This window comes from Nocardia sp. bgisy118 (assembly GCF_057708605.1).
The window spans coordinates 1-21257 of sequence record NZ_JBYISM010000014.1 but is presented as its reverse complement, the minus strand read 5'-3'; the positions used below and the strand labels follow the sequence as shown (position 1 = coordinate 21257).

General features: G+C 70.0%; 18 protein-coding genes. 7 read left to right on the top strand and 11 right to left on the bottom strand.

Translation table 11 applies throughout. The annotated features are described in order from the left end of the window. Window positions 1-29 precede the first annotated feature (29 nt). On the top strand, window positions 30-527 hold the full coding sequence (locus AC3EO7_RS18580) for a WKL family lipoprotein (RefSeq protein WP_431972189.1): 498 nt from the start codon (window positions 30-32) through the stop codon (window positions 525-527). Between the two features lie 176 nt (window positions 528-703). Continuing rightward, on the top strand, window positions 704-3970 hold the full coding sequence (locus tag AC3EO7_RS18575; RefSeq protein WP_435591899.1) for an arabinosyltransferase domain-containing protein: 3267 nt from the start codon (window positions 704-706) through the stop codon (window positions 3968-3970). Between the two features lie 50 nt (window positions 3971-4020). Here AC3EO7_RS18575 and AC3EO7_RS18570 read toward each other — a convergent pair whose 3' ends face one another. Next, complete coding sequence (locus tag AC3EO7_RS18570) at window positions 4021-4947, bottom strand: ADP-ribosylglycohydrolase family protein (RefSeq protein ID WP_435591898.1); 927 nt, start codon at window positions 4945-4947, stop codon at window positions 4021-4023. A 205-nt stretch (window positions 4948-5152) separates the two neighbouring features. Further along, complete coding sequence (rarD, locus tag AC3EO7_RS18565) at window positions 5153-6073, bottom strand: EamA family transporter RarD (RefSeq protein WP_435591897.1); 921 nt, start codon at window positions 6071-6073, stop codon at window positions 5153-5155. Window positions 6074-6198: 125 nt separating this feature from the next. On the opposite strand from rarD, the gene AC3EO7_RS18560 reads away from it, so the two are divergent. After that, window positions 6199-8622, top strand: coding sequence for a cation-translocating P-type ATPase (locus AC3EO7_RS18560; protein WP_435591896.1), 2424 nt, complete (start codon window positions 6199-6201; stop codon window positions 8620-8622). A 78-nt stretch (window positions 8623-8700) separates the two neighbouring features. Next, window positions 8701-9519: a PhzF family phenazine biosynthesis protein gene (locus tag AC3EO7_RS18555; protein WP_431972194.1), complete on the top strand. Its 819-nt coding sequence runs from the start codon at window positions 8701-8703 to the stop codon at window positions 9517-9519. 65 nt (window positions 9520-9584) lie between these two features. Here AC3EO7_RS18555 and AC3EO7_RS18550 read toward each other — a convergent pair whose 3' ends face one another. From AC3EO7_RS18550 to lspA, 3 genes are read right to left on the bottom strand one after another with little or no spacing between them, the layout of a single operon-like run. Next, window positions 9585-10475: a hypothetical protein gene (locus AC3EO7_RS18550; protein ID WP_435591895.1), complete on the bottom strand. Its 891-nt coding sequence runs from the start codon at window positions 10473-10475 to the stop codon at window positions 9585-9587. Further along, the gene (locus tag AC3EO7_RS18545) at window positions 10468-11394 is read right to left on the bottom strand and encodes an RluA family pseudouridine synthase (RefSeq protein WP_431972197.1); all 927 of its coding nucleotides are present in this window, start codon (window positions 11392-11394) and stop codon (window positions 10468-10470) included. Before AC3EO7_RS18545 ends, AC3EO7_RS18550 begins: the two co-directional genes overlap by 8 nt. Then, on the bottom strand, window positions 11391-12065 hold the full coding sequence (lspA, locus tag AC3EO7_RS18540; RefSeq protein ID WP_431972198.1) for a signal peptidase II: 675 nt from the start codon (window positions 12063-12065) through the stop codon (window positions 11391-11393). Before lspA ends, AC3EO7_RS18545 begins: the two co-directional genes overlap by 4 nt. Window positions 12066-12189: 124 nt before the next feature. Between lspA and AC3EO7_RS18535 the strand changes: the two genes are divergently transcribed. The 3 genes from AC3EO7_RS18535 to AC3EO7_RS18525 all read left to right on the top strand — a co-directional run bounded on the left by AC3EO7_RS18535 (window position 12190) and on the right by AC3EO7_RS18525 (window position 14403). Then, a complete protein-coding gene (locus tag AC3EO7_RS18535; RefSeq protein ID WP_431972234.1) occupies window positions 12190-13131 on the top strand; it encodes a hypothetical protein in 942 nt (313 codons plus the stop codon). Then, on the top strand, window positions 13128-13844 hold the full coding sequence (locus AC3EO7_RS18530; RefSeq protein ID WP_431972199.1) for a hypothetical protein: 717 nt from the start codon (window positions 13128-13130) through the stop codon (window positions 13842-13844). The genes AC3EO7_RS18535 and AC3EO7_RS18530 overlap by 4 nt, the downstream gene beginning before the upstream one ends. A 91-nt stretch (window positions 13845-13935) precedes the next feature. Then, window positions 13936-14403 (top strand): VOC family protein, encoded by a 468-nt coding sequence (locus tag AC3EO7_RS18525; RefSeq protein WP_431972200.1) that lies wholly within the window; start codon window positions 13936-13938, stop codon window positions 14401-14403. A 2-nt stretch (window positions 14404-14405) separates the two neighbouring features. Here AC3EO7_RS18525 and AC3EO7_RS18520 read toward each other — a convergent pair whose 3' ends face one another. From AC3EO7_RS18520 to AC3EO7_RS18495, 6 genes are all read right to left on the bottom strand, one after another. After that, entirely contained in the window at window positions 14406-14840 is a 435-nt protein-coding gene (locus AC3EO7_RS18520) for a Rieske (2Fe-2S) protein (RefSeq protein ID WP_431972201.1), read from the bottom strand. 211 nt (window positions 14841-15051) lie between these two features. Continuing rightward, on the bottom strand, window positions 15052-15939 hold the full coding sequence (locus AC3EO7_RS18515; protein WP_431972202.1) for an alpha/beta fold hydrolase: 888 nt from the start codon (window positions 15937-15939) through the stop codon (window positions 15052-15054). Between the two features lie 151 nt (window positions 15940-16090). Further along, window positions 16091-18034 (bottom strand): acetate--CoA ligase, encoded by a 1944-nt coding sequence (gene acs, locus AC3EO7_RS18510; protein WP_435591894.1) that lies wholly within the window; start codon window positions 18032-18034, stop codon window positions 16091-16093. A gap of 136 nt (window positions 18035-18170) precedes the next feature. Next, a complete protein-coding gene (locus AC3EO7_RS18505; protein WP_435591893.1) occupies window positions 18171-19805 on the bottom strand; it encodes a solute symporter family protein in 1635 nt (544 codons plus the stop codon). Next, complete coding sequence (locus tag AC3EO7_RS18500) at window positions 19802-20158, bottom strand: DUF485 domain-containing protein (RefSeq protein ID WP_435591892.1); 357 nt, start codon at window positions 20156-20158, stop codon at window positions 19802-19804. The genes AC3EO7_RS18505 and AC3EO7_RS18500 overlap by 4 nt, the downstream gene beginning before the upstream one ends. Before the next feature lie 158 nt (window positions 20159-20316). After that, window positions 20317-21257 (bottom strand): sodium:solute symporter family transporter (locus tag AC3EO7_RS18495; protein ID WP_435591891.1); only part of this gene is annotated, 941 nt, incomplete at its 5' end.

The following is a 21257-nucleotide window of genomic DNA, read 5'->3' as shown; positions in this document are numbered from 1 at the left end:
GACCCTCCTCGAACGCAAAGGACGAGCAGTTGAAGCTTCGTACGACTGGACGCATCGCGATCGCTGGCCTCGCCATCGTCGCCAGCCTGGGCATGACCGCCTGCGGTGGCGACGACTCGAACGAACCCGCCAAGACGACCAAGACGACGACCAGCGCCAAGGCCACCGCCGCGGCGGACCAGCCCGCGGTCCCGACCGTGGCGGAGCTGAACGCACAGCTGCAGAAGGCGCTCGACCCGGCGGTGCCGAACTCGGAGAAGCTGGAGATGATTCAGGGCGCCGAGGCCGACCCCGAGCTGCCGAGCCGGCTGGCCGAGGCGTACAAGCAGACCGGCGCCAGCGTCACGGTGACCGAGGTGACCGCCTTCGGCGACACCATCAACGCCAAAGCCACGATCGTGCTGAACAACCAGGAGAACATCGCGGACGTGCCGTTCGTCGCCGAGAACGGCAAGTGGAAGGTCCAGAAGGCGTGGGCCTGCCAGATGCTGACCGCGCTGGGCCAGCAGTCGCCCGCCTGCGCCTGATGCGCGCCGTCGCGGCCCGGGCCGGATCCGGGCCGCGACCACCAGGTGCCTCCCGGCCCGGCGTGCCGTTCCGCAGGCGAGAATCCCCAGGTCGGCGGTGTTTTTCGAGGTGATTCCGGTACCGCCGCCCGGGCAATGGGTTTCGTTCTCAGATTCGATCGTTACTATCTGGCGTCGTGGCTGACACGATGGTGTGGGCGGGGCAGCCGTCCGTCGAGGATTCCAGACCCGGGACGGCACAACGGAATACGAATGGACGATGGGCGCGACCCGTCGCGTTGATCGCGGCGTTGATCGGCGCCCTGTGCGCGGTTGCGGTGCCCCTGCTCCCGGTTCGGGTGGACGCGGCGACACTCTCGTGGCCGCAGGCGGGCTCGGCGCGCAGCGTGGAGGCGCCGCTGGTGGCCTACGCGCCGTTGACCTTCGACGCGACCCTGCCGTGCGCGGCCATCGGCCAGCTCGCCGTCAAGGGCGGCACCCTCGCCGCCACCGCGCCCAACGGCGCTCCGGATCGTGAGCGCTACGGCTTTCTCGCCCGGGTGACCACGCCCACCGCCGATGCGCCCGCCCGGCTCGACGTCATCCTGCGCAACCAGGCGCTGCTCAGCACGCCGGTCGACCAGCTGCCGCCGGGCTGCGAGCTAACCGTGCACGCCGACACCGCGAAGGCCACGGCGACGATGGTCGGATTCGAGGCGCCCGGCTTCCCCGCCACGCTCGACGGTGACTACCGCCCGCAGCTGGTCGGCATCTACAGCGACCTGGCCGCCGCCGACGGCGCGACGGTCACGGCGGAGCTGGACACCCGCTTCTCCTCCAGCCCGACCCCCGTCAAGCGGGCCGCCATCTGGCTCGCGGTGCTGGCCACCCTCGTCGGCCTCGTCGCCCTCTACCGGATCGACCGCGAGGACGGTAGGCGCACCCGGCGTCTGTTGCCGCAACGCTGGTGGACGTTCTCAGTGCTGGACGGCGTGGTGCTCGGCGTGCTGGCGCTCTGGCATTTCATCGGCGCCACCACCTCCGACGACGGTTATCAGTTCGGCATGGCGCGCGCGTCCGGCACGGCGGGGTACATGGCCAACTACTTCGCCTATTTCGGGGTGCCCGAAAACCCCATCGGCACACCGTATTACGACCTGATCCGGATCATGGCCGAGGTGACGACCGCCAGCCCGTGGGTGCGGCTGCCCGCGTTGGCGGCGGGCGTGCTGCTGTGGCTGCTGCTCAGCCGCGAGGTGGTGCCGCGGCTCGGGGTCGCGGTGCGACACAACAAGGTCGCGCTGTGGACCGGCGCGCTCGGCTTCCTCGCGGTGTGGCTGCCGTACGACAACGGCCTGCGACCCGAACCTCCTGTCGCGCTGGGACTGCTGCTCACCTGGTGTTCGGTGGAACGGGCGATCGCCACCCGGCGGCTGCTGCCCGCCGCGCTGGCGATTCTGATCGCGGCGTTCACCGTGACGGCGGGTCCGTCCGGCCTCATCTGCGTCGCCGCGCTGCTGTCCGGCCTGCGCCCGGTGGCCCACATCGTGATGGACAAGGTGGGCGCGCCGCGGAGCGTGCGGCAGCGCCTGCTCGGCTACGCGACGCTGCTGGCCCCGCTCGGCGCGGCCGGTGTGGTCGTGCTGGCGATCGCGTTCGCCGACCAGCCGCTCACCGCCGCCTTCGAGATGCAGCGGGTGCACCACGCCATCGGCCCCGATGTGCCGTGGTTCCAGGAGTACCTGCGCTACCAGTACCTGTTCCAGGGTGAGATCGACGGCTCGGTCGGCCGCCGGATCGGCATCTTCGCGATGCTGGTCGGCATCCTGGTGTGCGTGACCGTGCTGCTGCGCAAGGGCGGCCGCATCCCGCTGACCGCCACGGGTCCGTCCCGGCGCATCCTCGGCACCACGATCGGCGCGCTGCTGATGATCATGGTCACGCCGACCAAGTGGACCCACCACTTCGGTGTGTACGCCGGCGTCGCGGGGTGCGTCGCGGTGCTGACCGCGATGGCGGTCGGCCCCACGGTGCTGCGGTCGCCGCGCAATCGCGCGCTGTTCGCCGCGGTGATCGCGTTCCTGTTGGCGCTGGTGTTCTCCGGGCCCAACGGGTGGTGGTACGTCTCCGCCTGGGGCATGCCCTGGTGGGACAAGGCGCCGACGATCGCCGGGGTGATGCTGAACCAAGTGTTCCGGTTCGTCGCCTTCGCGCTGTTGGCGGTCGCCGCCTGGTGGCATGTACGCGCGCCGAAACCCGGTACTCCGCATCGTGTTTCGCGCTTCGGGTGGCGGGTGTCGCTGCTGCCGCCGTTGACCATCGCGCTGGCGCTGCTGGTGGTGTGGGACATCGGGTCCTTCGCCAAGGCCGCGGTGGCGCAGGGCGAGTCGTTCTCGCTGGCGCGCTCGAACATCGAAGCGGTGACGGGCAAGCCGTACGGACTGGCCGGTCACGTCCTGGTCGAGACCGATCCGAACGAGGGCATGCTCGCGCCGCTCACCGGGGACGCGCACAGCACGTTCTCGGCGGACGCGAAGGGCTTCACGCCCGCCGGTGTGGCCGAGGACTTGCGACCGGACGACGATGGCAGCAACTCGACCGGCAGCATCGCCGACGCGCTGAGCGCCAAGTCCTCCTCGGAGGACGAGGCCGGAACCGCCACCGCCGCACTGCCGTTCGGTCTCGACCCGGCCCGGGTGCCGGTGCTGGGCAGCTACCGCTCCGGCGACGCGGGCCCCGCCGAGCTGACCACCGGCTGGTACCGGCTGCCCGACCCGCGCGACCGGGCCGGGATCATCGCGCTCAGCGCCGCGGGCCGGATCTGGTCGGTGGACGCCGACGGTGTCGTGACGCCCGGTCAGTCGGTGCAGATCGAGTACGGCGCGACGGATTCCGCGTCCACCGCGCAGCCGATGGGCCGGGTCGTGCCGATCGACATCGGTCCGGCGCCGTCGTGGCGCAACCTGCGGGTGCCGTTCGCCGAGATTCCCGCGCAGGCCGACGTGATCCGAGTGGTCGCGGTCGATCGTGACCGCAACCCGAAGCAGTGGCTGGCCGTGACGCCGCCGCGGGTGCCGCAGACCAGGACGCTGAACGAGGTGGTGGGCGCTACGCCCGCCCTGGTGGACTGGATGGTCAGCCTGCAATTCCCGAACCAGCGCCCGTTCGATCACCGGGACGGCATCGCGGAGATCCCCGGCTACCGCATCCTGCCGGACCGTCCCGGCGCCGCCGTCACCAATCTGTGGCAGAGCCACGACGGCGGCGGGCCGCTCGGCTGGACCGGAATGCTGTTGCGCGCCAGGACATTGGCCACCTACCTGAACGAGGACTGGGACCGCGACTGGGGTGATCTCCAGGCGTTCACGCGCATCGATGGCAGCGCCGTTCCCGCCGAGCCCGCGATCACCCGGCGTGACCACTCCGGGCTGTGGAGCCCAGGCCCGATCAACACCGCGTACTGATTCGGCTTCGGCCCGGCCGCACGGATGCCCCGCGCGGCCGGGCCTGTCGCTCAAGCGGTGGCGTTCGCTCGGACGATGCGCGCGGCCAGGGCGACCAAGTCGTCGCCGGTGAGGCCGGGGTAGCCGTGCAGTATGGAACGCCAGCGGGCGGGGACGGCGGAGGCGCCCCAGCGGGCGCCGAGCAGGCCGCCCGCGATGGCGGCGGTGGTATCGGTGTCGCCGCCCGCGCGGACGCAGAGTTCCAGTGCGAGCGGAAGATGCTGGGGGCCGGAGGCGTCGGCGGTCGTGATGGCCCACCATGCGGTCTGTAGCGCGTGCACGACCCAGCCGTTGTTCGGGAAGTGGGCGGGCGCACCGGTTTCGGCCTGATCGAGCAGGCGATTCCAGTAGTCGGCGCTGTCGGTGCTCGCGATGTACTCCCGCACGCCGTCGAAGTTCCCGGTCAGCACCGCGTGCCGGATGGCGTAGGTCCAGATCTTGCACGCCTCGACGGCTTGCTGGTCGTGGTGGGTGAGCAGGCCGATCGCGCCCGCCATCCGCACGCATTCCGCGGCGTCGTCCAGATAGACCAATGCGACCGGGGCCGTGCGCATCAGCGAACCGTTGCCGCCGGTCAGCCCGTCCAAGGACATGGCCTGCTGCTGCATGGCTCGCGCCGAGGCCGGTCGCGCGGCGAGCACCCGGTTGGTCTGCACGCCGATATCCGGAGGGTCGGAGTCGAACCACCGCACGAATCCGGCTGCCACCGCGTCGAGTTCGAGTCCGGGGCCGTCGTCGGCTGCCTGTGCGATCGCCAGCGCCATCGAGGTGTCGTCGGTCCATTCGCCGGGCGCCCAGTCGAACGCCCCGCCGCCGATCATATCGATCTCCCGCTCGGGACCCGGCCGGGTGAATTCGTATCCGGCGCCGAGCGCGTCGCCCGCCGCGGTACCGAGCAGCACACCGGCCGCCCTGTCGAGTCGCCCGTCGTCCAGCATCGTGAAACCCTCCGGTCCAGCGTCGATCGCGGTCAATGTACCGGAGCGCCCCGCCTCGGCCCCCTGTCGATCCGGACAACAGTCGGCACTGTTCACTGTGCCGATGCGACGAAAACGCTCCGGCGGGGTCGACCTATGAACACGGAGCTGGAGCCGTCGCGACGTACGCCGATTCGCGACGAAAGACCCAGCGGTGCAGACGTGCTCAGGGGGCGGAGACGTCACTGGGCGTGATCGGAGTCCGGGTGCGCCGACCGTGCCTGGCGCGCAGCAGGGCGTCGGTGGTGAAGATCGCCAGCGCCGCCCAGATGAGCCCGAAGCCGGCCCAGCGGGACGCGGGCATCGGCTCGTGCACCACGGCGACACCCCACGCCATCTGGAGCGCGGGGGTGAGGTATTGCAGCAGACCCATGGTGGACAGCGGAACCCGCTGCGCCGCAACGGCGAACAGCAGCAGCGGCACCATCGTGACCGGTCCGGTCGACATCAGCAGCCCGGCGTGTGCCGCGCCGGAGGTGAACGCGCTGCGACCGGTGGCGAGCAGCACCACGACGAAGGCGAGCGCGAACGGCGCGGCGACGATGCCCTCGGCGGCGATGCCGCGCAGCGCGTCGAGCGGGATGACCTTCTTCACCAGTCCGTACAGCGCGAACGAGCAGGCCAGCGCGAGCGCGATCACCGGCGGCCTGCCGTAGTCGACGGTGAGCACCGCGACCGCGGCCGCGCCGAGCCCCAGCGCCGCCCACTGCGCGGGCCGCAGACGCTCGCGGAAGATGACCACGCCGAATCCGACGGTCACCAGCGGGTTGACGAAGTACCCGAGCGCGCACTCCACCACGTGCCCCGAGGTGACGCCGTAGACGTAGACGCCCCAGTTGATCGAGATCGCCACCGAGGCCAGCGCGGCCAACCGCCAGGTCCGCGCGCCGATGCCGGCCATCTCGCGCAAGCGTCCGGTAACCACCAGCACGAGGAGCACCACCGCCAGCGTCCACAGGATCCGCTGCGCGAGCACCTCCACCGCACTGGCGAAGGCGAGCAGACCGAAGAACGCGGGAAACAACCCCCAGATCAGATAGGCACTGGTGCCGAAGGCAACACCGGGGATGGATCTGTTTCGCCGCACCCGTGCCAGGCTAATGGGCGGCCGCTGTTCATGGGATGAATGCCCGGCGAACCTCCGTCTTCGCTTCGGCCATCCGCGGTTTGCGGACGGACTGCGCCCAGCAGCGCCCTATTAGGCTGGCGGTCATGTCGATAACCGTTCAGGCATCGGGCGCGACCGGACTCACCGCGGCGGAGGTCGAGCAACGTCGCCGCGACGGGCTCACCAACGACGTGCCGGACCGGGCCAGCCGCTCGGTCCGCGAGATCGTTCGCGCCAATGTCTTCACCAGGATCAACGCGATCCTCGGTGTGCTGTTCGTCCTGGTGCTTTCGACCGGTTCGATCATCGACGGCATGTTCGGTCTGCTGATCGTGGCCAACAGCGCGGTCGGCATCATCCAGGAGATCCGGGCCAAACGGACGCTGGACCAGCTGGCCATCGTCAGCCAGGCCAGGCCGACGGTGCGCCGCGACGGCGTCGCGCAGGAGGTGGCGCCGAAGGACGTGGTGCTCGACGACCTCATCGAGCTCGGTCCGGGCGACCAGATCGTGGTGGACGGCGTCGTCGAGGAGTCCGCCCTGCTGGAGATCGACGAGTCGCTGCTCACCGGCGAGGCCGACCCGATCGACAAGGCCGTCGGCGCGGAGGTGATGTCGGGTAGTTACGTGGTGTCCGGCTCCGGTGCGTACCGGGCCACCAAGGTGGGCCGCGACGCCTACGCCGCGAAGCTGGCCGAGGAGGCCAGCAAATTCACCCTGGTGCACTCCGAGCTGCGCAGCGGCATCGACAAGATCCTGAAATTCATCACCTACCTGCTGATCCCCGCCGGTCTGCTCAGCATCTACAACCAGCTGTTCTCCAGCGGCGAGAGCTGGCGGCCCGCGGTGACGGGCATGGTGGCCGCGCTGGTGCCGATGGTGCCCGAGGGGCTGGTGCTGATGACCTCCATCGCGTTCGCGGTGGGTGTGGTGCGGCTCGGCCGCCGCCAGTGCCTGGTCCAGGAGTTGCCCGCGATCGAGGGCCTGGCCCGCGTCGACGTGGTGTGCGCGGACAAGACGGGCACCCTGACCGAGAACGGTATGCGGCTGTCGGACATCAAGATCCTGGACGGCTTCGACGACGGCGCGGTCCGCCGGGCACTGGCGGCGATGGCGGGCGACGACCCGCGCCCCAATGCCAGCGTGCAGGCCATCGCCGAAGAGCTGACGGACCGGCCCGAGTGGCAGCACACCGCGGTCGCGCCGTTCTCCTCGGCCAAGAAGTGGAGCGGCTTCTCCTACGGCGAGCACGGCGACTGGCTGCTCGGCGCGCCGGACGTGCTGCTCGACCCGGAGTCCGAGGATGCGCGCATGGCCGAAGAACTCGGCTCCTCCGGCCTGCGCGTCCTGCTGCTCGCGCAGAGCGACCGCCCGGTGGACGCGCCCGACGCGCCGGGAACAGTGCGGCCCGCCGCGCTGGTGGTGCTGGAGCAGAAGATCCGCCCCGACGCGCGGGCGACGCTCGATTACTTTGCCGACCAGGACGTTTCGATCAAGGTGATCTCCGGCGACAACGCCGTCTCGGTGGGCGCGGTGGCCTCCTCGCTCGACCTGCCCGGCGGCGAGCACGCCGTCGACGCGCGCCTATTGCCCGAGGACCCTGAGCAACTCGCCGACGTGCTCGAGCACGAGACCACCTTCGGCCGGGTCCGTCCGGATCAGAAGCGCGCCATGGTCGGCGCGCTCCAGTCGCGCGGGCACACCGTCGCGATGACCGGCGACGGCGTGAACGACGTGCTGGCGCTGAAGGATTCCGATATCGGCGTGGCCATGGGCGCGGGCAGCCCGGCGACCAGGGCGGTGGCGCAGATCGTCTTGCTGGACAACAAATTCGCGACGCTGCCGTACGTCGTCGGCGAGGGCCGCCGGGTGATCGGCAACATCGAGCGCGTCTCGAATCTGTTCCTCACCAAGACCGTGTACTCGGTGCTGCTGGCGTTCCTGGTCGGCGTGGCCGGTATCGGTTCGCAGATCTTCGACTACGAGCCGATCGGCTATCCGTTCCTGCCACGCCACGTCACCATCGCCGCCTGGTTCACCATCGGCATTCCGGCGTTCATCCTGTCGCTGGCCCCCAACAACGAACGCGCCCGCACCGGATTCGTCTCGCGCGTCATGCGTCTGGCGATTCCGTCCGGCGTGGTGATCGGCGTCGCGACCTTCGTGGCGTACCTGATCGCCTACGCGGGGCCGGATGCCACCGAGACGCAGAAGGAGCAGGCGGGCACTACCGCGCTCATCACTCTGATCATGATCGCGATGTGGGTGCTGGCCATCGTGGCCCGGCCGTACGTGTGGTGGAAGGTGGTGTTGATCGTGGCGTCCATGGCGGCCTACGTCGTGCTGTTCACCGTGCCGTTCACCCGTGAGTTCTTCAAGCTCGACCCGTCCAACGAGGCGCTGACCACGGCGGCGTTCGTCTGCGGCGCGGTCGGCATCGTGCTGGTCGAGGCGATCTGGTGGATCAGCGCCGCACTGCACGGCGAGCAGCGCAGGCTCATCCCCGCTTCGCCCGGCGGCAGCGCGTGACCCGCGTCACCTGCCCGGCGGTGATCCGAGATGCCTTGTGCGAAGCGATCATTCGGGGTTGGAGTACCTTCTCCGATTATGGAGGTACTGCTGCACCAGATCGACGCGTTCGCCGACGCACCGTTCTCGGGTAATCCGGCGGCCGTGATGCCGCTGACGTCGTGGTTGCCGGACGAGCTGCTGCAAAACCTGGCCGAGGAGAACAACCTCGCCGAAACCGCCTTCTACACCTCGCAATTACCCCCGGAGGCGGTCGGGCCGCCCGGGGATCATCCGGCATTCCACCTGCGCTGGTTCACCCCCGCGGCGGAGGTCGACCTGTGCGGGCACGCCACCCTCGCCGCCGCGGCCCAGGTCCTCGAGGACATGCATCCCGGCGCCGACCGGGTGAGCTTCTTCACCAGGAGCGGTTGGCTGCACGTGGATCGCACCGACGACGACGAGTACGTGCTCGACCTGCCGACGGTGGCCTCCGTCGAGGTCGAGCCGGACCCGGCGCTGGTGGCGGCGCTCGGGGTGGCGCCGGTGCGCGCCTTCTCCGGCACCGACGAGGTCGTCGTGGTGGCTTCCGAAGACGAAGTCCGCCGCGCCCGTCCGCTGCTGAGCGCCTTTCCGCCGCTGCCCAGGGCGGCCGTCCTCACGGCCCGCGGCGCGGAAGTCGATTTCGTCTCACGGGTTTTCGCCCCCGGCATCGGCGTGCCGGAGGACCCGGTCACCGGATCGGCGCACGCCCAATTGGTTCCGCTGTGGGCCGCCGAGCTGGGTCGCACCGAGCTGCTGGCCCGTCAGCTGTCGCGCCGCGGCGGCTCCCTGCGCTGCGCGCTGGTCGACGATCGTGTCCTGCTGCTCGGGCGCTGCCGCCGCTATCTCGACGGCGTGGTGACCCTGCCCGACTGACCGGACGTGCCGCGGGGGCGTACCTCCGCCTTCGCTCCGGCCATGCGCGGGCTGACGACTGCCGGTCAGTTGCCGGGGACAGGGGCGTCGTCCGCCCCGGGGGCAACGGTCTCGGTGTGCTCCGGCAGCAGCGGGCTCACCGCGAAGTGGCCCGCCACGGCGTCGGCGGGTAAGGCTTCGACCGCGCGGATGCCGTCGACCGAGGCCAGGTTGCGGAGTTCCGGCAGGGTGCCGCGGACGACCAGGCCGACGGTGCAGGCGCAGCCCTCCCGCAGGCGGGACATGGCGACCGTCATGATCCGGGTGTAGCGCTCGTCGCTCGTGACGGTGGACTCCAGCTGGTCCTGTATCTGCCACGCGGCCGCGTCGGCCGAGGCCACCGCCACCGCGTCGCCCGCGGGCACCGGCACCGCGACGAGCGGCGTCTGCACGCCGGGAATCGGAACGCGGTGCAGCACCTGCCCGATGCGCAGCCCGCCGCTGTGCGCGGGAATCGACTGGGGAGTCACCGGTTCGGTGAACGACACCAGCGCCCAGTGCTGATCCGCGTCGGCGCCGGAGAGCGAATCACGGGCTCGGACAAGGTACTCGGCGACGGGCTCGGCGTGATCCGGACCGAGCCGATCGGTGCCGACCCCGAGTTCGCGCGGCGGGTTCAGTGCGCCGAGCACGGCCAGGAATGCGAGGACACCGGCCGCCAGCACACCAGCCAGCACCGCGCGGGCGATCCGCGCTCGCCGGCCGCGTCCGCCGTCCTCCACGTCGTCGTGCGCGTGACCTGGTGCCGCGCGTCCCGGATGCTTCTCCGGGCCGGGGTTTTCCGGTCGCCCGTCGTCGGCATCGCCGCCGCGGGCCGTGTCTCGCTCTGGGTGTTCCCCGGCAGCGAAGTTCTCGGGTCCGTCGTCGGCGGCGTCGCCCTCGCGACGTTCCGCACCGGACTCGGGCCGATCAGGCATTGCGCAGGACGTCCAGCGCGTTCTTCAGATCGTCCGGGTACTCGCTGGTGATCTCCACCCAGCGTCCATCGGCGGGATGGGCGAAGCCGAGGGAGCGGGCGTGCAGCCACTGCCGCGCCAGGCCGAGGCGTTCGGCGAGGCGCGGGTCGGCGCCGTAGGTGAGGTCACCGCAGCAGGGATGCCGGATCGCCGAGAAGTGCACGCGAATCTGGTGGGTGCGGCCGGTTTCCAGGTGGATGTCTAGCAGACTGGCGGCCTGGAACGCCTCGACGGTGTCGTAGTGGGTGACACTGGGCCGTCCGTCGGCGGTGACCGCGAACTTCCAGTCGTTGCCGCGGGCGCGGCCGATCGGGGCGTCGATGGTGCCGCTGCTCGGATCCGGATGTCCCTGCACCAGCGCGTGATAGCGCTTGTCGACGGTGCGCTGCTTGAAGGCCCGCTTGAGCACGGTGTACGCGTGCTCGGACTGGGCGACCACCATCACCCCGGACGTTCCGACGTCGAGCCGGTGCACGATGCCCTGGCGTTCGTGCGCGCCGGAGGTCGAGATCCGGTACCCCGCGGCGGCCAGTCCGCCGACCACGGTCGGGCCGGTCCAGCCGACGCCGGTGTGCGCGGCGACGCCGACCGGCTTGTCCACCGCGACGATGTCGTCGTCGGCGTAGAGGATCTTCATGCCCTCCACCGGCTCGGCCTCGATGGTGAGTTCGCGCTTGGGCTCGGGGAATTCGACCTCCAGCCACGCGCCACCGACCAGCCGGTCGGACTTGCCCGCGGGAATGCCGTCCAGTTGCACCGAGCCCTCGGCGGTGAGCGCCGCCACCGCGGTGCGCGAGAGTCCGAGCAGTCGCGACAGGCCCGCGTCGACCCGCATGCCGTCGAGCCCGTCGGGTACGGGCATGGTCCTGGTCTCTCTCATGCCGCGTTCTCCTCTTCGGCGCCGCCCGGCGTGTCCTTCTTCGGCTTGTCGTTCTTCGGTTCGGTCCCGGCGGGCGGATCGGCCTGCGCCGTCGCGGCCCGCTCCTCGTCCGCCGCGCCGCGCCCGGTCCGGGTGCCGTCGGGCTCGAAGCCGAAGACCGTCAGCACCACGAGCAGGATCGCGCCGCAGACGATCGCCGAGTCCGCCACGTTGAACACCGGCCACCAGCCGATCGCGACGAAGTCGACGACGTGCCCCTGCAACGGTCCCGGCGCGCGGAACAGCCGGTCGATCAGGTTGCCGAGCGCGCCGCCGAGCACCATGCCGAGGCCGATCGCCCACCACAGCGAGCGCAGCGTGCGGCCGATGCGGATGACGCCGATCACCACGGCCGCCGCGACCAGCGTCAGCAGCCAGGTCATGCCGGTGGCCATGGAGAAGGCCGCGCCCGGATTGCGCACCAGGGTGAAGCGGGCGAAGTCGCCGACCAGGTACACCGGATCGCCCGGCTCGAGGGTGGCGACCGCGATCGTCTTGGTGAGCAGGTCGAGGCAGAACAGCACTGCGGCGATGATCAGCAGGGTCCGCAGCCGTAGCGGCTGGGTCGTCTGCTGCGCCGGGTCGGCGGTGTTGTCCTCGGGCGGCCGGTCGTCACTCACGCCGATCATCATCTCTCGAGCGCCTGGCGCGCCGCGCCGCGCCTCCTCGCGGCGTGTTCGAAACGCGCCCGGCGGCACGCGAGGCGAATGTCCCAGCTGACACTCAGGAAGCGGTCGTACCCTGTTGCTCGTGACGGTGTTGTCTTCTTCTCACCTGCCCCGGTTCGCGCGCTCGAGCGTGTTGCTCGTCGTGCTCGCGGTGGGGCTTTCCGCCTTCGGTGTCGGGTGCAGCGACGACGCCGAGGCGCCCGCTGCCGGCGAGGGCACCGAGCCGCTCGGCATCGGCAAGGAAGTGACCGTGCCCATCACGGCCTCGGCCGCCACGCTCCTCGAGCCCGGCGCCGAGCCGCGCGAAGTGCTGCGGCCGCATTTCGTCGTCGGTACCGATCAGCGGGTGACCCTGCGCACCGATCACCGCATCGAACAGCAGATCAACGACCAGCCCAAGCGCGACTTCTCGACGCCCGCGCTGACCATTCCGATGACCGCCGAGACCAGCGCCGAGGGAGTCGACCTCGTCATCGGCGCGGTGTCCACCCCCGACCCGCTGCTGAGCAAGGCACTCACCGCCGCCGACGGCTCGCACGCGGGCCTCGACTTCAGCGACGACGGCGCCATCACCGCGCTGCGGCTCGCGCCGTCGCCGGACACCTCCAACGCCGCTCGGGCCGCGCTGGAGCAAGCGTTCTACCAGGCCGTGTACCGCTCGATCATGTTCCCCGACGAACCGATCGGCGAGGGCGCGGTGTGGACCGTGCACCAGGAGGTAACCGGCGGCGTGACGCTCGACCAGGTCACCACCGCGACGCTGACCGAGCGCGACGGCGACCGGCTCACCATCCAGCTGAACGTGACGCAGACCCCGAAATCCGCGCAATGGTCGCTACCGAACAACGCGGGCACCCTCGACATCGAGGACTATGTGATGCAAGGCACCGGGACCATCACTGTCGACCTCGGTCTGCCGTTGCCGGTGGCCGGGTCCATCACCGTCGGCGGGCATCAGGCCTACCGGGATCCGCGCAGCGCGAGCATGTTGCAGCAGACCATCACGACGCAGGTCTCGTGGGCGGAGTGAGACGCGCGCTGCTGCTGTCGGCGGTGGCGAGCGTGGCCGTCGTCGCGGGCTGCGATGCGGAAGAGGAGCAGCCGTCCCTTCCCGCGTTGGCACCGCTCGGTCCCGCCGTGGCCGCCGCGCCGGTGACCGGTTCGCCGACAACCGATCCGGAGGAGCTGGCCAGGCGCCTGCTCGGTCCCGCCGATCTGCCCGGCATGACGCCGGTGTTCGACACCCGCGGCCCGGGGCAGCCGGAGCAGGCCGGACCGACCGCCGAGACGCGGCCCGCCCAGTGCGCGCGCGTGCTGCTGCCGCTGGCCGAGCAAGGCACCGAACCGTTGACGTGGAATACCGTCGCCTACAACGGTCCGAACTTCTCCAGCATCGATATCGATGCCGCGAGTTATTCGCCGGAGAAATTGCCGACGGCCTTTTCCGCGGTGCAGCAGACATTGCGCGAATGCACCGAATATTCCGGCAACGACGCGGACGGAACGGCGATCGAATACCGGCTCGGCGCGCTGGATCAACCACCCGTCGGCGACGCCTCGACGGCGTTCCAACTGCGCACCGCCAGTGCGGGGTTCACCTTGGTCTCGCTCGTCTCGATCGTTCAGGTCGGTCCGGTATTGGCACAGGTCACCATTACCGCGCCGGAATCCGTCGAGCCCGCCGCGCTGACCGATCTGACGGCGGATCAGGTGGCCAGGCTGCGCGGCGTCGCCGGGCCGTGACCCAAGATCTTTCGGCCGATCGGGCGATTTCGGGGGCTTTGCGGGAATAGGCTCGCCCTGTCCGACGAAAAGCCTCGACCGGAGGTCTCCCATGTCCGATGTGAAACCTATCCCAGACGGATATCCGGCGGTGTCGCCCGGCCTGGCGATCGACGGCGCCGCGGCCGCGATCGATTTCTACAAGCAGGTGTTCGGCGCCACGGAGCGGATGCGCATGCCGCGCCCCGACGGCAAGATCGCGCACTGCGAGCTGACGCTCGGCGATTCGGTCATCATGCTCGGCGATCCGGCGCCGGACATGGACTTCCTCGATCCCAAGACGGTCGGCGGCACGCCCGTCAACATCTACGTCTACGTCGAGGACGCCGACGCGGCCTTCACGGCCGCACTCGCGGGCGGAGCCAAGGAACTCACCCCGATGACCACCCAGTTCTACGGCGACCGCAGCGGTGCGTTCGAAGACCCGTGGGGACACCGCTGGACGGTGGCCACCCACGTGGAGGACATCTCGCCTGAGGAGATGGACCGGCGGATGGCGGAGATGTTCGGCGACGCCTGAGATCATCCGGCGACGACCGAATCACCCTCCACGCGAACCGTTCTGGATGTGAGCGGGCGTTGGGCAGGCCCGGCGACGACGGAACCGTCGAGACCGAACTTGCTGCCGTGGCAGCGGCAGTTGACGGTGCCGCCCGCGACCTCGGCGATCCGGCAGCCCGCGTGCGTGCAGGTGCTGTCCAGGCCGACGAAGACGCCCGCGCTCGGCTGGGTGACCACCGTGTCCCCGGCGATCACGCCGCCGCCCACCGGCACGTCGGCGGTCTTGGCGAGAACGGTCGTCCCGCCGGATTGCGCGGCGGGCGTGGGAGCGGGCGCCGCCGCGGATTCGTTCTCGCCTCGGGCGCCGCACGCCGCGAGTGCGGTGGCGGCCGCGGCCAGTGCTCCGGCGCCCGCCATCACGGTGCGGCGGTCTAGTGTCGGGTCGTCGTTGGCCATGTGGCGCTCCGTTCGGACGATGCCGCAGTCGGCCGACGAAGCGGATGCGGGCAAGTCCCCGCGGGCTGCGCGCTTCCGGTCGACGGCGGCGAATTCGGTGGTGTCGCAGCGATGCCGGGCTTCGAGCCGCCCGACATCGTTGCGCACTGATCACGTCATCGACCGGGCAGATGGTTCAATCGCTGGGGCGCGAACGGTGCGGGGCGCGGCGCTATCGGACCTCCGATCGGTCGTGCTGCTGCACGAAGGTCCTGATGCGCTGGCTGATCCGGCCGGGGATCTGGTACAGGATGCCGTGCGCCGTTCCGGGATAGATCTCGGTCGTGCCACGCGGGACGTTGGCCGCGATGCGCTCGGCGGCCAGTTCGGTGTCGGCGACCAGCGTGTCGCCACCGAAGATCACCAGCGTGGGCACGGTGAGGGATCGCAACTCGGCGTCCTTCAGCACCCGCGCCCAGCCGATGCGCATGCGGTAGCCGTGTAATGCGGCTTTGCCGCAGGCGAATTCGAGGTCGCCGACGACAGCGCCCGGCGACAGCCACGCCATCGTCTTGCGCATGTTCTCGTCGGACTTGCCGCGCATCCCGAACCAGATCATCTTCACCAGCACGCCCAGCTTCGGTTTGGTGAATACACCGCCCGGCTCGATGAGCGTCGAGCTGGCCAGCCGCCCGGAGGCGTGCAACGCGGCCAGCACGGCATGCCACGCGCCGTGCGAATAACCGACCAGATGGACGCGATCGAGGCCGAGCCCGTTCAGCACCTCCTCGAACCAGGCCGCGAAGTCGGCCTCGCCTGTCAACGGCGCGGTCTGCACGCTGCGTCCCGCGGTCCCGATCGTGTCCGGTGCGTACACGACGCGGTCTCCGGCGAGATCCTCGACGACGCTGTGCCACACCAATCCGTTGCCGCCGAACTGGTGCAACAGCACGATCGGCGTCCCTGCCCCGGAACCGGACCGGCGCACGTGCGTTGGCCCGAACGACGTCGGGATATCGACCTGCGTCGCGGGGAGGGGCCACAGCGCCTCTATCGCGTCGTACGCGCGCAGGTAGTTCTCGCGCGCCTCGTCGTTCCTGAACCCTCCGACCTTGCCCATGACCTCCCCTTCGTCCGCTTTGATGATATCAAAATACCATGTATTTGGTATGTGCATACCGCAAAAGCGTCGGGGCAGCGCCGAACCCGAATTCGGCGGGCGGCGGACCCGAACCCCCTCATGTGATCGGGTACGCCGCCCAGCGCCGGGTTCAGCCGCGCGCGATGGCCTCGAAGACCTTGGGGTCGACGAGGGTGGAGGTGTCGCCGAGTTCGCGGCCTTCGGCGACGTCGCGGAGCAGGCGGCGCATGATTTTGCCGCTGCGGGTTTTGGGGAGTTCGGGGACGACGTGGATTTCGCGTGGTTTGGCGATGGGGCTGATTTCGCGGGCGACTTCGGCCTTCAGTTCATCGATGAGGGCTTCGCCTGTGTCCTCGGTTTCGGCGGTGAGGATGACGAAGGCGACGATGCCTTGGCCGGTGGTGGTGTCGCTGGCGCCGACGACGGCGGCTTCGGCGACGCCGGAGTGTCCGACGAGGGCGGATTCGACTTCGGCGGTGGAGATGCGGTGGCCGGAGACGTTCATGACGTCGTCGACCCGGCCGAGCACCCAGAGCGCTCCGTCCTCGTCTACCTTCGCGCCGTCACCGGCGAAGTACCACCCGTCGGCGGCGAAACGCGCCCAATAGGTTTCGCGGAAGCGTTCCATATCGCCCCAGATGCCGCGCAGCATCGACGGCCACGGCTGGTCGAGCACCAGCAGCCCGGAGACGCCGTGTTCGAGGACGGCGCCGTCGTCGTCGACGACTGCCGCCGAGACGCCGGGCAGCGGTGCCATGGCGGCGCCCGGTGTGGCCGCCGTCACGCCGGGCAGCGGGGAGATCATGATCGCGCCGGTCTCGGTCTGCCACCAGGTGTCCACGAGGGGCGTCCGGTTGCCGCCGATGACCTCGCGATACCACCGCCACGCCTCGGGATTGATCGGCTCGCCGACGCTGCCGAGCAGCCGCAGCGACGACAGATCGTGCGCGTCCGGGATCTCCCGGCCCCATTTCATGAAGGTACGCACGAGTGTGGGCGCGGTGTAATAGATGGTGACGCCGCACTTTTCGATGATCTCGAAGTGCCGGTGTTCGGTGGGCGAGTTGGGGGTGCCTTCGTAGACGACCTGGGTGGTGCGGTTGGACAGGGGTCCGTAGACGATGTAGCTGTGGCCGGTGACCCAGCCGATGTCGGCGGTGCACCAGTAGACGTCTTGTCCGGGTTTGTGGTCGAAGACGTTGTGGTGGGTGTAGGAGGCTTGGGTGAGGTAGCCGCCGGAGGTGTGCAGGATGCCTTTGGGTTTTCCGGTGGTGCCGGAGGTGTAGAGGATGAACAGGGGGTGCTCGGCGTCGAAGGGCTGCGCCTCGTGCTCGGGGGAAGCGGCCTCGACGGTCTCGTGCCACCACAGGTCACGACCTTCGGTCCACGGCGTGTCGATTCCCGTTCGCCGCACCACAAGAACGTGCTCCGCGCTGGAATTTCCGTCGCCGAGCGCCTCATCGACGGCGGCCTTGAGCGGGGCAGCGGCGCCGCGCCGCCACTGACCGTCGGTCGTGATCACCAATCGCGCCTCCGCGTCGTCCACGCGCTGGCGCAAGGCGGTGGGGGAGAAGCCCGCGAACACCACCGAGTGGGTGAGTCCGAGCCGCGCGCAGGCGAGCATGGAGACGATGGCCTCGGGCACCATCGGCATGTAGATCGCCACCCGGTCACCCGCGCGCAGACCGAGTTCGGTGAGATAGTTGGCCGCGCGGCAGACGTCCGCGAGCAGTTCGGCGTAGGTGATGTCGCGCGAGTCGCCGGGTTCGCCTTCCCAGTGGATGGCGACCTGGTCGCCGTGCCCGTCGAGGACGTGGCGGTCCACGCAGTTGTAGGTGACGTTGAGCTTGCCCTCGACGAACCACTTGGCGACGGGCGCGTCGCTCCAGTCCAGCACCTGGTTCCACTTCTGGTGCCAGTGCAGCCGCTCGGCCTGCTCGGCCCAGAAGGCGAGCCGGTCGGCGGCGGCCCGATCGTAGAGCGCCGCATCGGCATTCGCGGCGGCGGCGAATTCCGAGCTGGGCGGGTAGGTCACGGGGACCGTGGTGTCGGGTCCGGTCGTGGCGCTGGTCAAGTCACATCTCCAATCGAAAGAGCCTCAGCGGCAACGGGAACAGGGGTCGGGCCCCGGCGTGTGCCGGGACCCGACGGGCGCCGCGCCGTTGCGGCGAGTCCTGCGGTGGCCCCGGCGCGCGCCGGGACCGGGAAGGTCAGTGCACGACCGCCTTCTCCGCGCCCACTCCGGTGAGCGAGCGAACCTCCATCTCGGCGGCCTTGGCCGGGTTCTCGGGTGTGCGGCCGCCGACGAAGGTGCCGATCACGCCGAGCGCGAAAGCCAAGGGGATGGAGACGATTCCGGGATTCGACAGCGGGAACAGGTCGAAGTCCGAGCCGGGGAGCATCGCGCTCTTGCTGCCCGACACCGCGGGCGAGAACACGATGAGCACGATGGTGGAGATCAGGCCGCCGTACATGCTCCACAGCGCGCCGGTGGTGTTGAAGCGCCGCCAGAACAGCGAGTACACGATGGTCGGCAGGTTCGCCGCCGCCGCGACCGCGAAGGCCAGCGCGACCAGGAACGCGATGTTCTGCCCGTTGGCCAGGATGCCGAGGCCGATGGCGAGCGCGCCGATCACCACCGCGGTGATCCGCGAAACCCGCACCTGCGCCGCCTCGTCCGCGTTGCCGTGCTTCAGCACGCTGCCGTAGATGTCGTGCGCGAACGAGGCCGCCGCGGTGATGGTGAGGCCGGCGACCACCGCGAGGATGGTGGCGAACGCGACCGCGGAGATGATGCCGAGCAGCAGCACACCGCCGAGTTCGAAGGCCAGCAGCGGCGCCGCCGAATTCTGGCCGCCCGCCGAGGCGAGGATGCGATCCGGGCCGACGATGGCGGCCGCTCCGTAGCCGAGCACCAGCGTGAACAGGTAGAACGCGCCGATCAGGGCGATCGCCCAGACCACCGAGCGGCGAGCTTCTTTGGCGGTCGGCACGGTGTAGAAGCGCATCAGCACGTGCGGCAGACCCGCGGTGCCGAGCACCAGCGCCAGGCCGAGGGAGACGAAGTTCAGCTTCGAGGTCTCGGTCGCGCCGTACTGCGCGCCGGGGGCGAGCACGTCACGCGAGGCGACGGCCTTGTTGGTGGAGTCGGAGACCATCTGCTGCGCCGAGCCGAGAATGTCGGAGAAGTTGAACCCGAACTTGGCCAGCACCATCACCGTCATCAGCGCGGCGCCGGTGATGAGCAGCACCGCCTTGATGATCTGCACCCACGTGGTGCCCTTCATGCCGCCGACCAGCACGTAGACGATCATCAGCACGCCGACCACCGCGATCACCACCGACTGCCCGGCCCGGTCCTCGATGTCGAGCAGCAGCGCGACCAGGCCGCCCGCGCCCGCCATCTGCGCCAGCAGGTAGAACAGCGAGACGGTGAGCGTGGACAGCGCCGCGGCGGTGCGCACGGGGCGTTCCCGCAGCCGGAAGCTCAGCACGTCGGCCATGGTGAATTTGCCGGTGTTCCTGAGCATTTCGGCGACCATCAGCAGCGCGACCAGCCAGGCCACCAGGAAGCCGATGGAGTAGAGGAAGCCGTCGTAGCCGTACACCGCGATGGCGCCCGCGATGCCGAGAAAGCTGGCCGCCGAGAGGTAGTCGCCCGCGATGGCGATGCCGTTCTGCGGGCCGGAGAAGCCGCGGCCGCCGGTGAAGTAGTCCGCGGCGCTGGCGTTGTTGCGGCTGGCCCTGATCACCACCACCATCGTGACGGCGACGAACAGGCCGAAGATGGCGATGTTCGCGACGGGATTGCCGACCGTTCCGGCCGCGAGGAATTGCGTGGTCATGCCCGCTCGCCCTCCAGGTAGTTGCGGATGGCCGCGGCGCGCGGATCGAGTTCCTTGTTGGCGAAGCGGACGTAGCACGCGGTGATCACGAAGGTGGACAGGAATTGGCCGAGGCCGAGCAGCAGCCCGACGTTGACGTTGCCGACGACCTCGGTCGCCATGAAGTCGTGCGCGTACGCGCCGAGCAGCACGTAGCCGAGGTACCAGGTCAGGAACAGTGCCGTCATGGGGAACACGAAACGGCGCAGACGGTTTCGCAGCTCCTGGAATTGCGGGCTGGCCTGTACGGCCGCGAAGTCCTCTGCGCTCGGCGTGCGCGGTGGCTTGGTGCCGTCGAGGTCGGTACGGGTCATCGGAGCGTCCTAGCTTGTGACGTGGATTACTGCGGTGAAGGTAGACCGATCGAAGCGCCGATATGCGTTGTGGTGCAGGTCACTCTGTGAAGGTGGGGATCTGTGCGGTGAGCGGTCGGCTCCGCGCGACGAACGGTCGCGGTCCGGCGGCGATCTCGTCAGCCTGCGCGCAGCACGCGCTCGCGATCGGCGCCCATGCCGAGCCGTTCGGGGGCGTGCATGCGCACGAAGATCCGCCGCACCGCGCGCGGGCCCTGACCGCGCGTCACGGTGCTCACCAGCACCATCGTGAGGAAGGCGAGCGGCACGCTGATCGCCGCCGGGTAACCGAGGATCGCCGCGAGCCAGCCGTCGGCGACCGCCTCGGACGCCCCGCCGAGCACGGACACCGCCGTCGCCCCGCCCGCGACGAGGCCGCCGACGATCAAACCCGCCCCCGCGCCCTTCGCGGTGAGCCCGCGCCACCAGATGCCGAGCACCAGCAGCGGGCACAGCGTCGAGGCGGCCACCGAGAACGCCAGCGCGACGGTACGCGAGAGGTCCAGCGAGGCCACGGTGAGCGAAAGCGCCAGCGGGACGACGCCCGCCGCCAGCGCCGCCATACGGAAGTCCCTGATCCGGCCGCGCAGCATGTCCGTGCTGAGCACGCCGGCGATGCTGACCAGCAACCCGGAGGACGTGGACAGGAACGCGGCGATCGCGCCCGCCGCGACCAGCGCCGCCAGCAGTTTGCCGGGTAACCCGCCGAGCACCGAGCCGGGCAGCAGCAGCACCGCGGCGTCGGACGTTCCGGTGATCAGCAACTGCGGCACGTAGAGCCGGGCGAACACCCCGAGCAGGATCGGGAACAGGTAGAACATGCCGACCAAGCCGATGACGGCGAGCGCGGTCGCCCGCGCGGCCCGGCCGTCGGGATTGGTGTAGAACCGCACCAGCACGTGCGGCAGTCCCATCGTGCCGAGGAAGGTGGCGATGATCAGCGAATACACCTGGTAGGTCGGGTGCGAGCCGCCGAACCCGCCGCCCGGTGACAACCAGCTGACGCCGTCGGCGGGGGCGCCCGCCACCACCGAGACCGCGGAAACGGATTCGAACACCA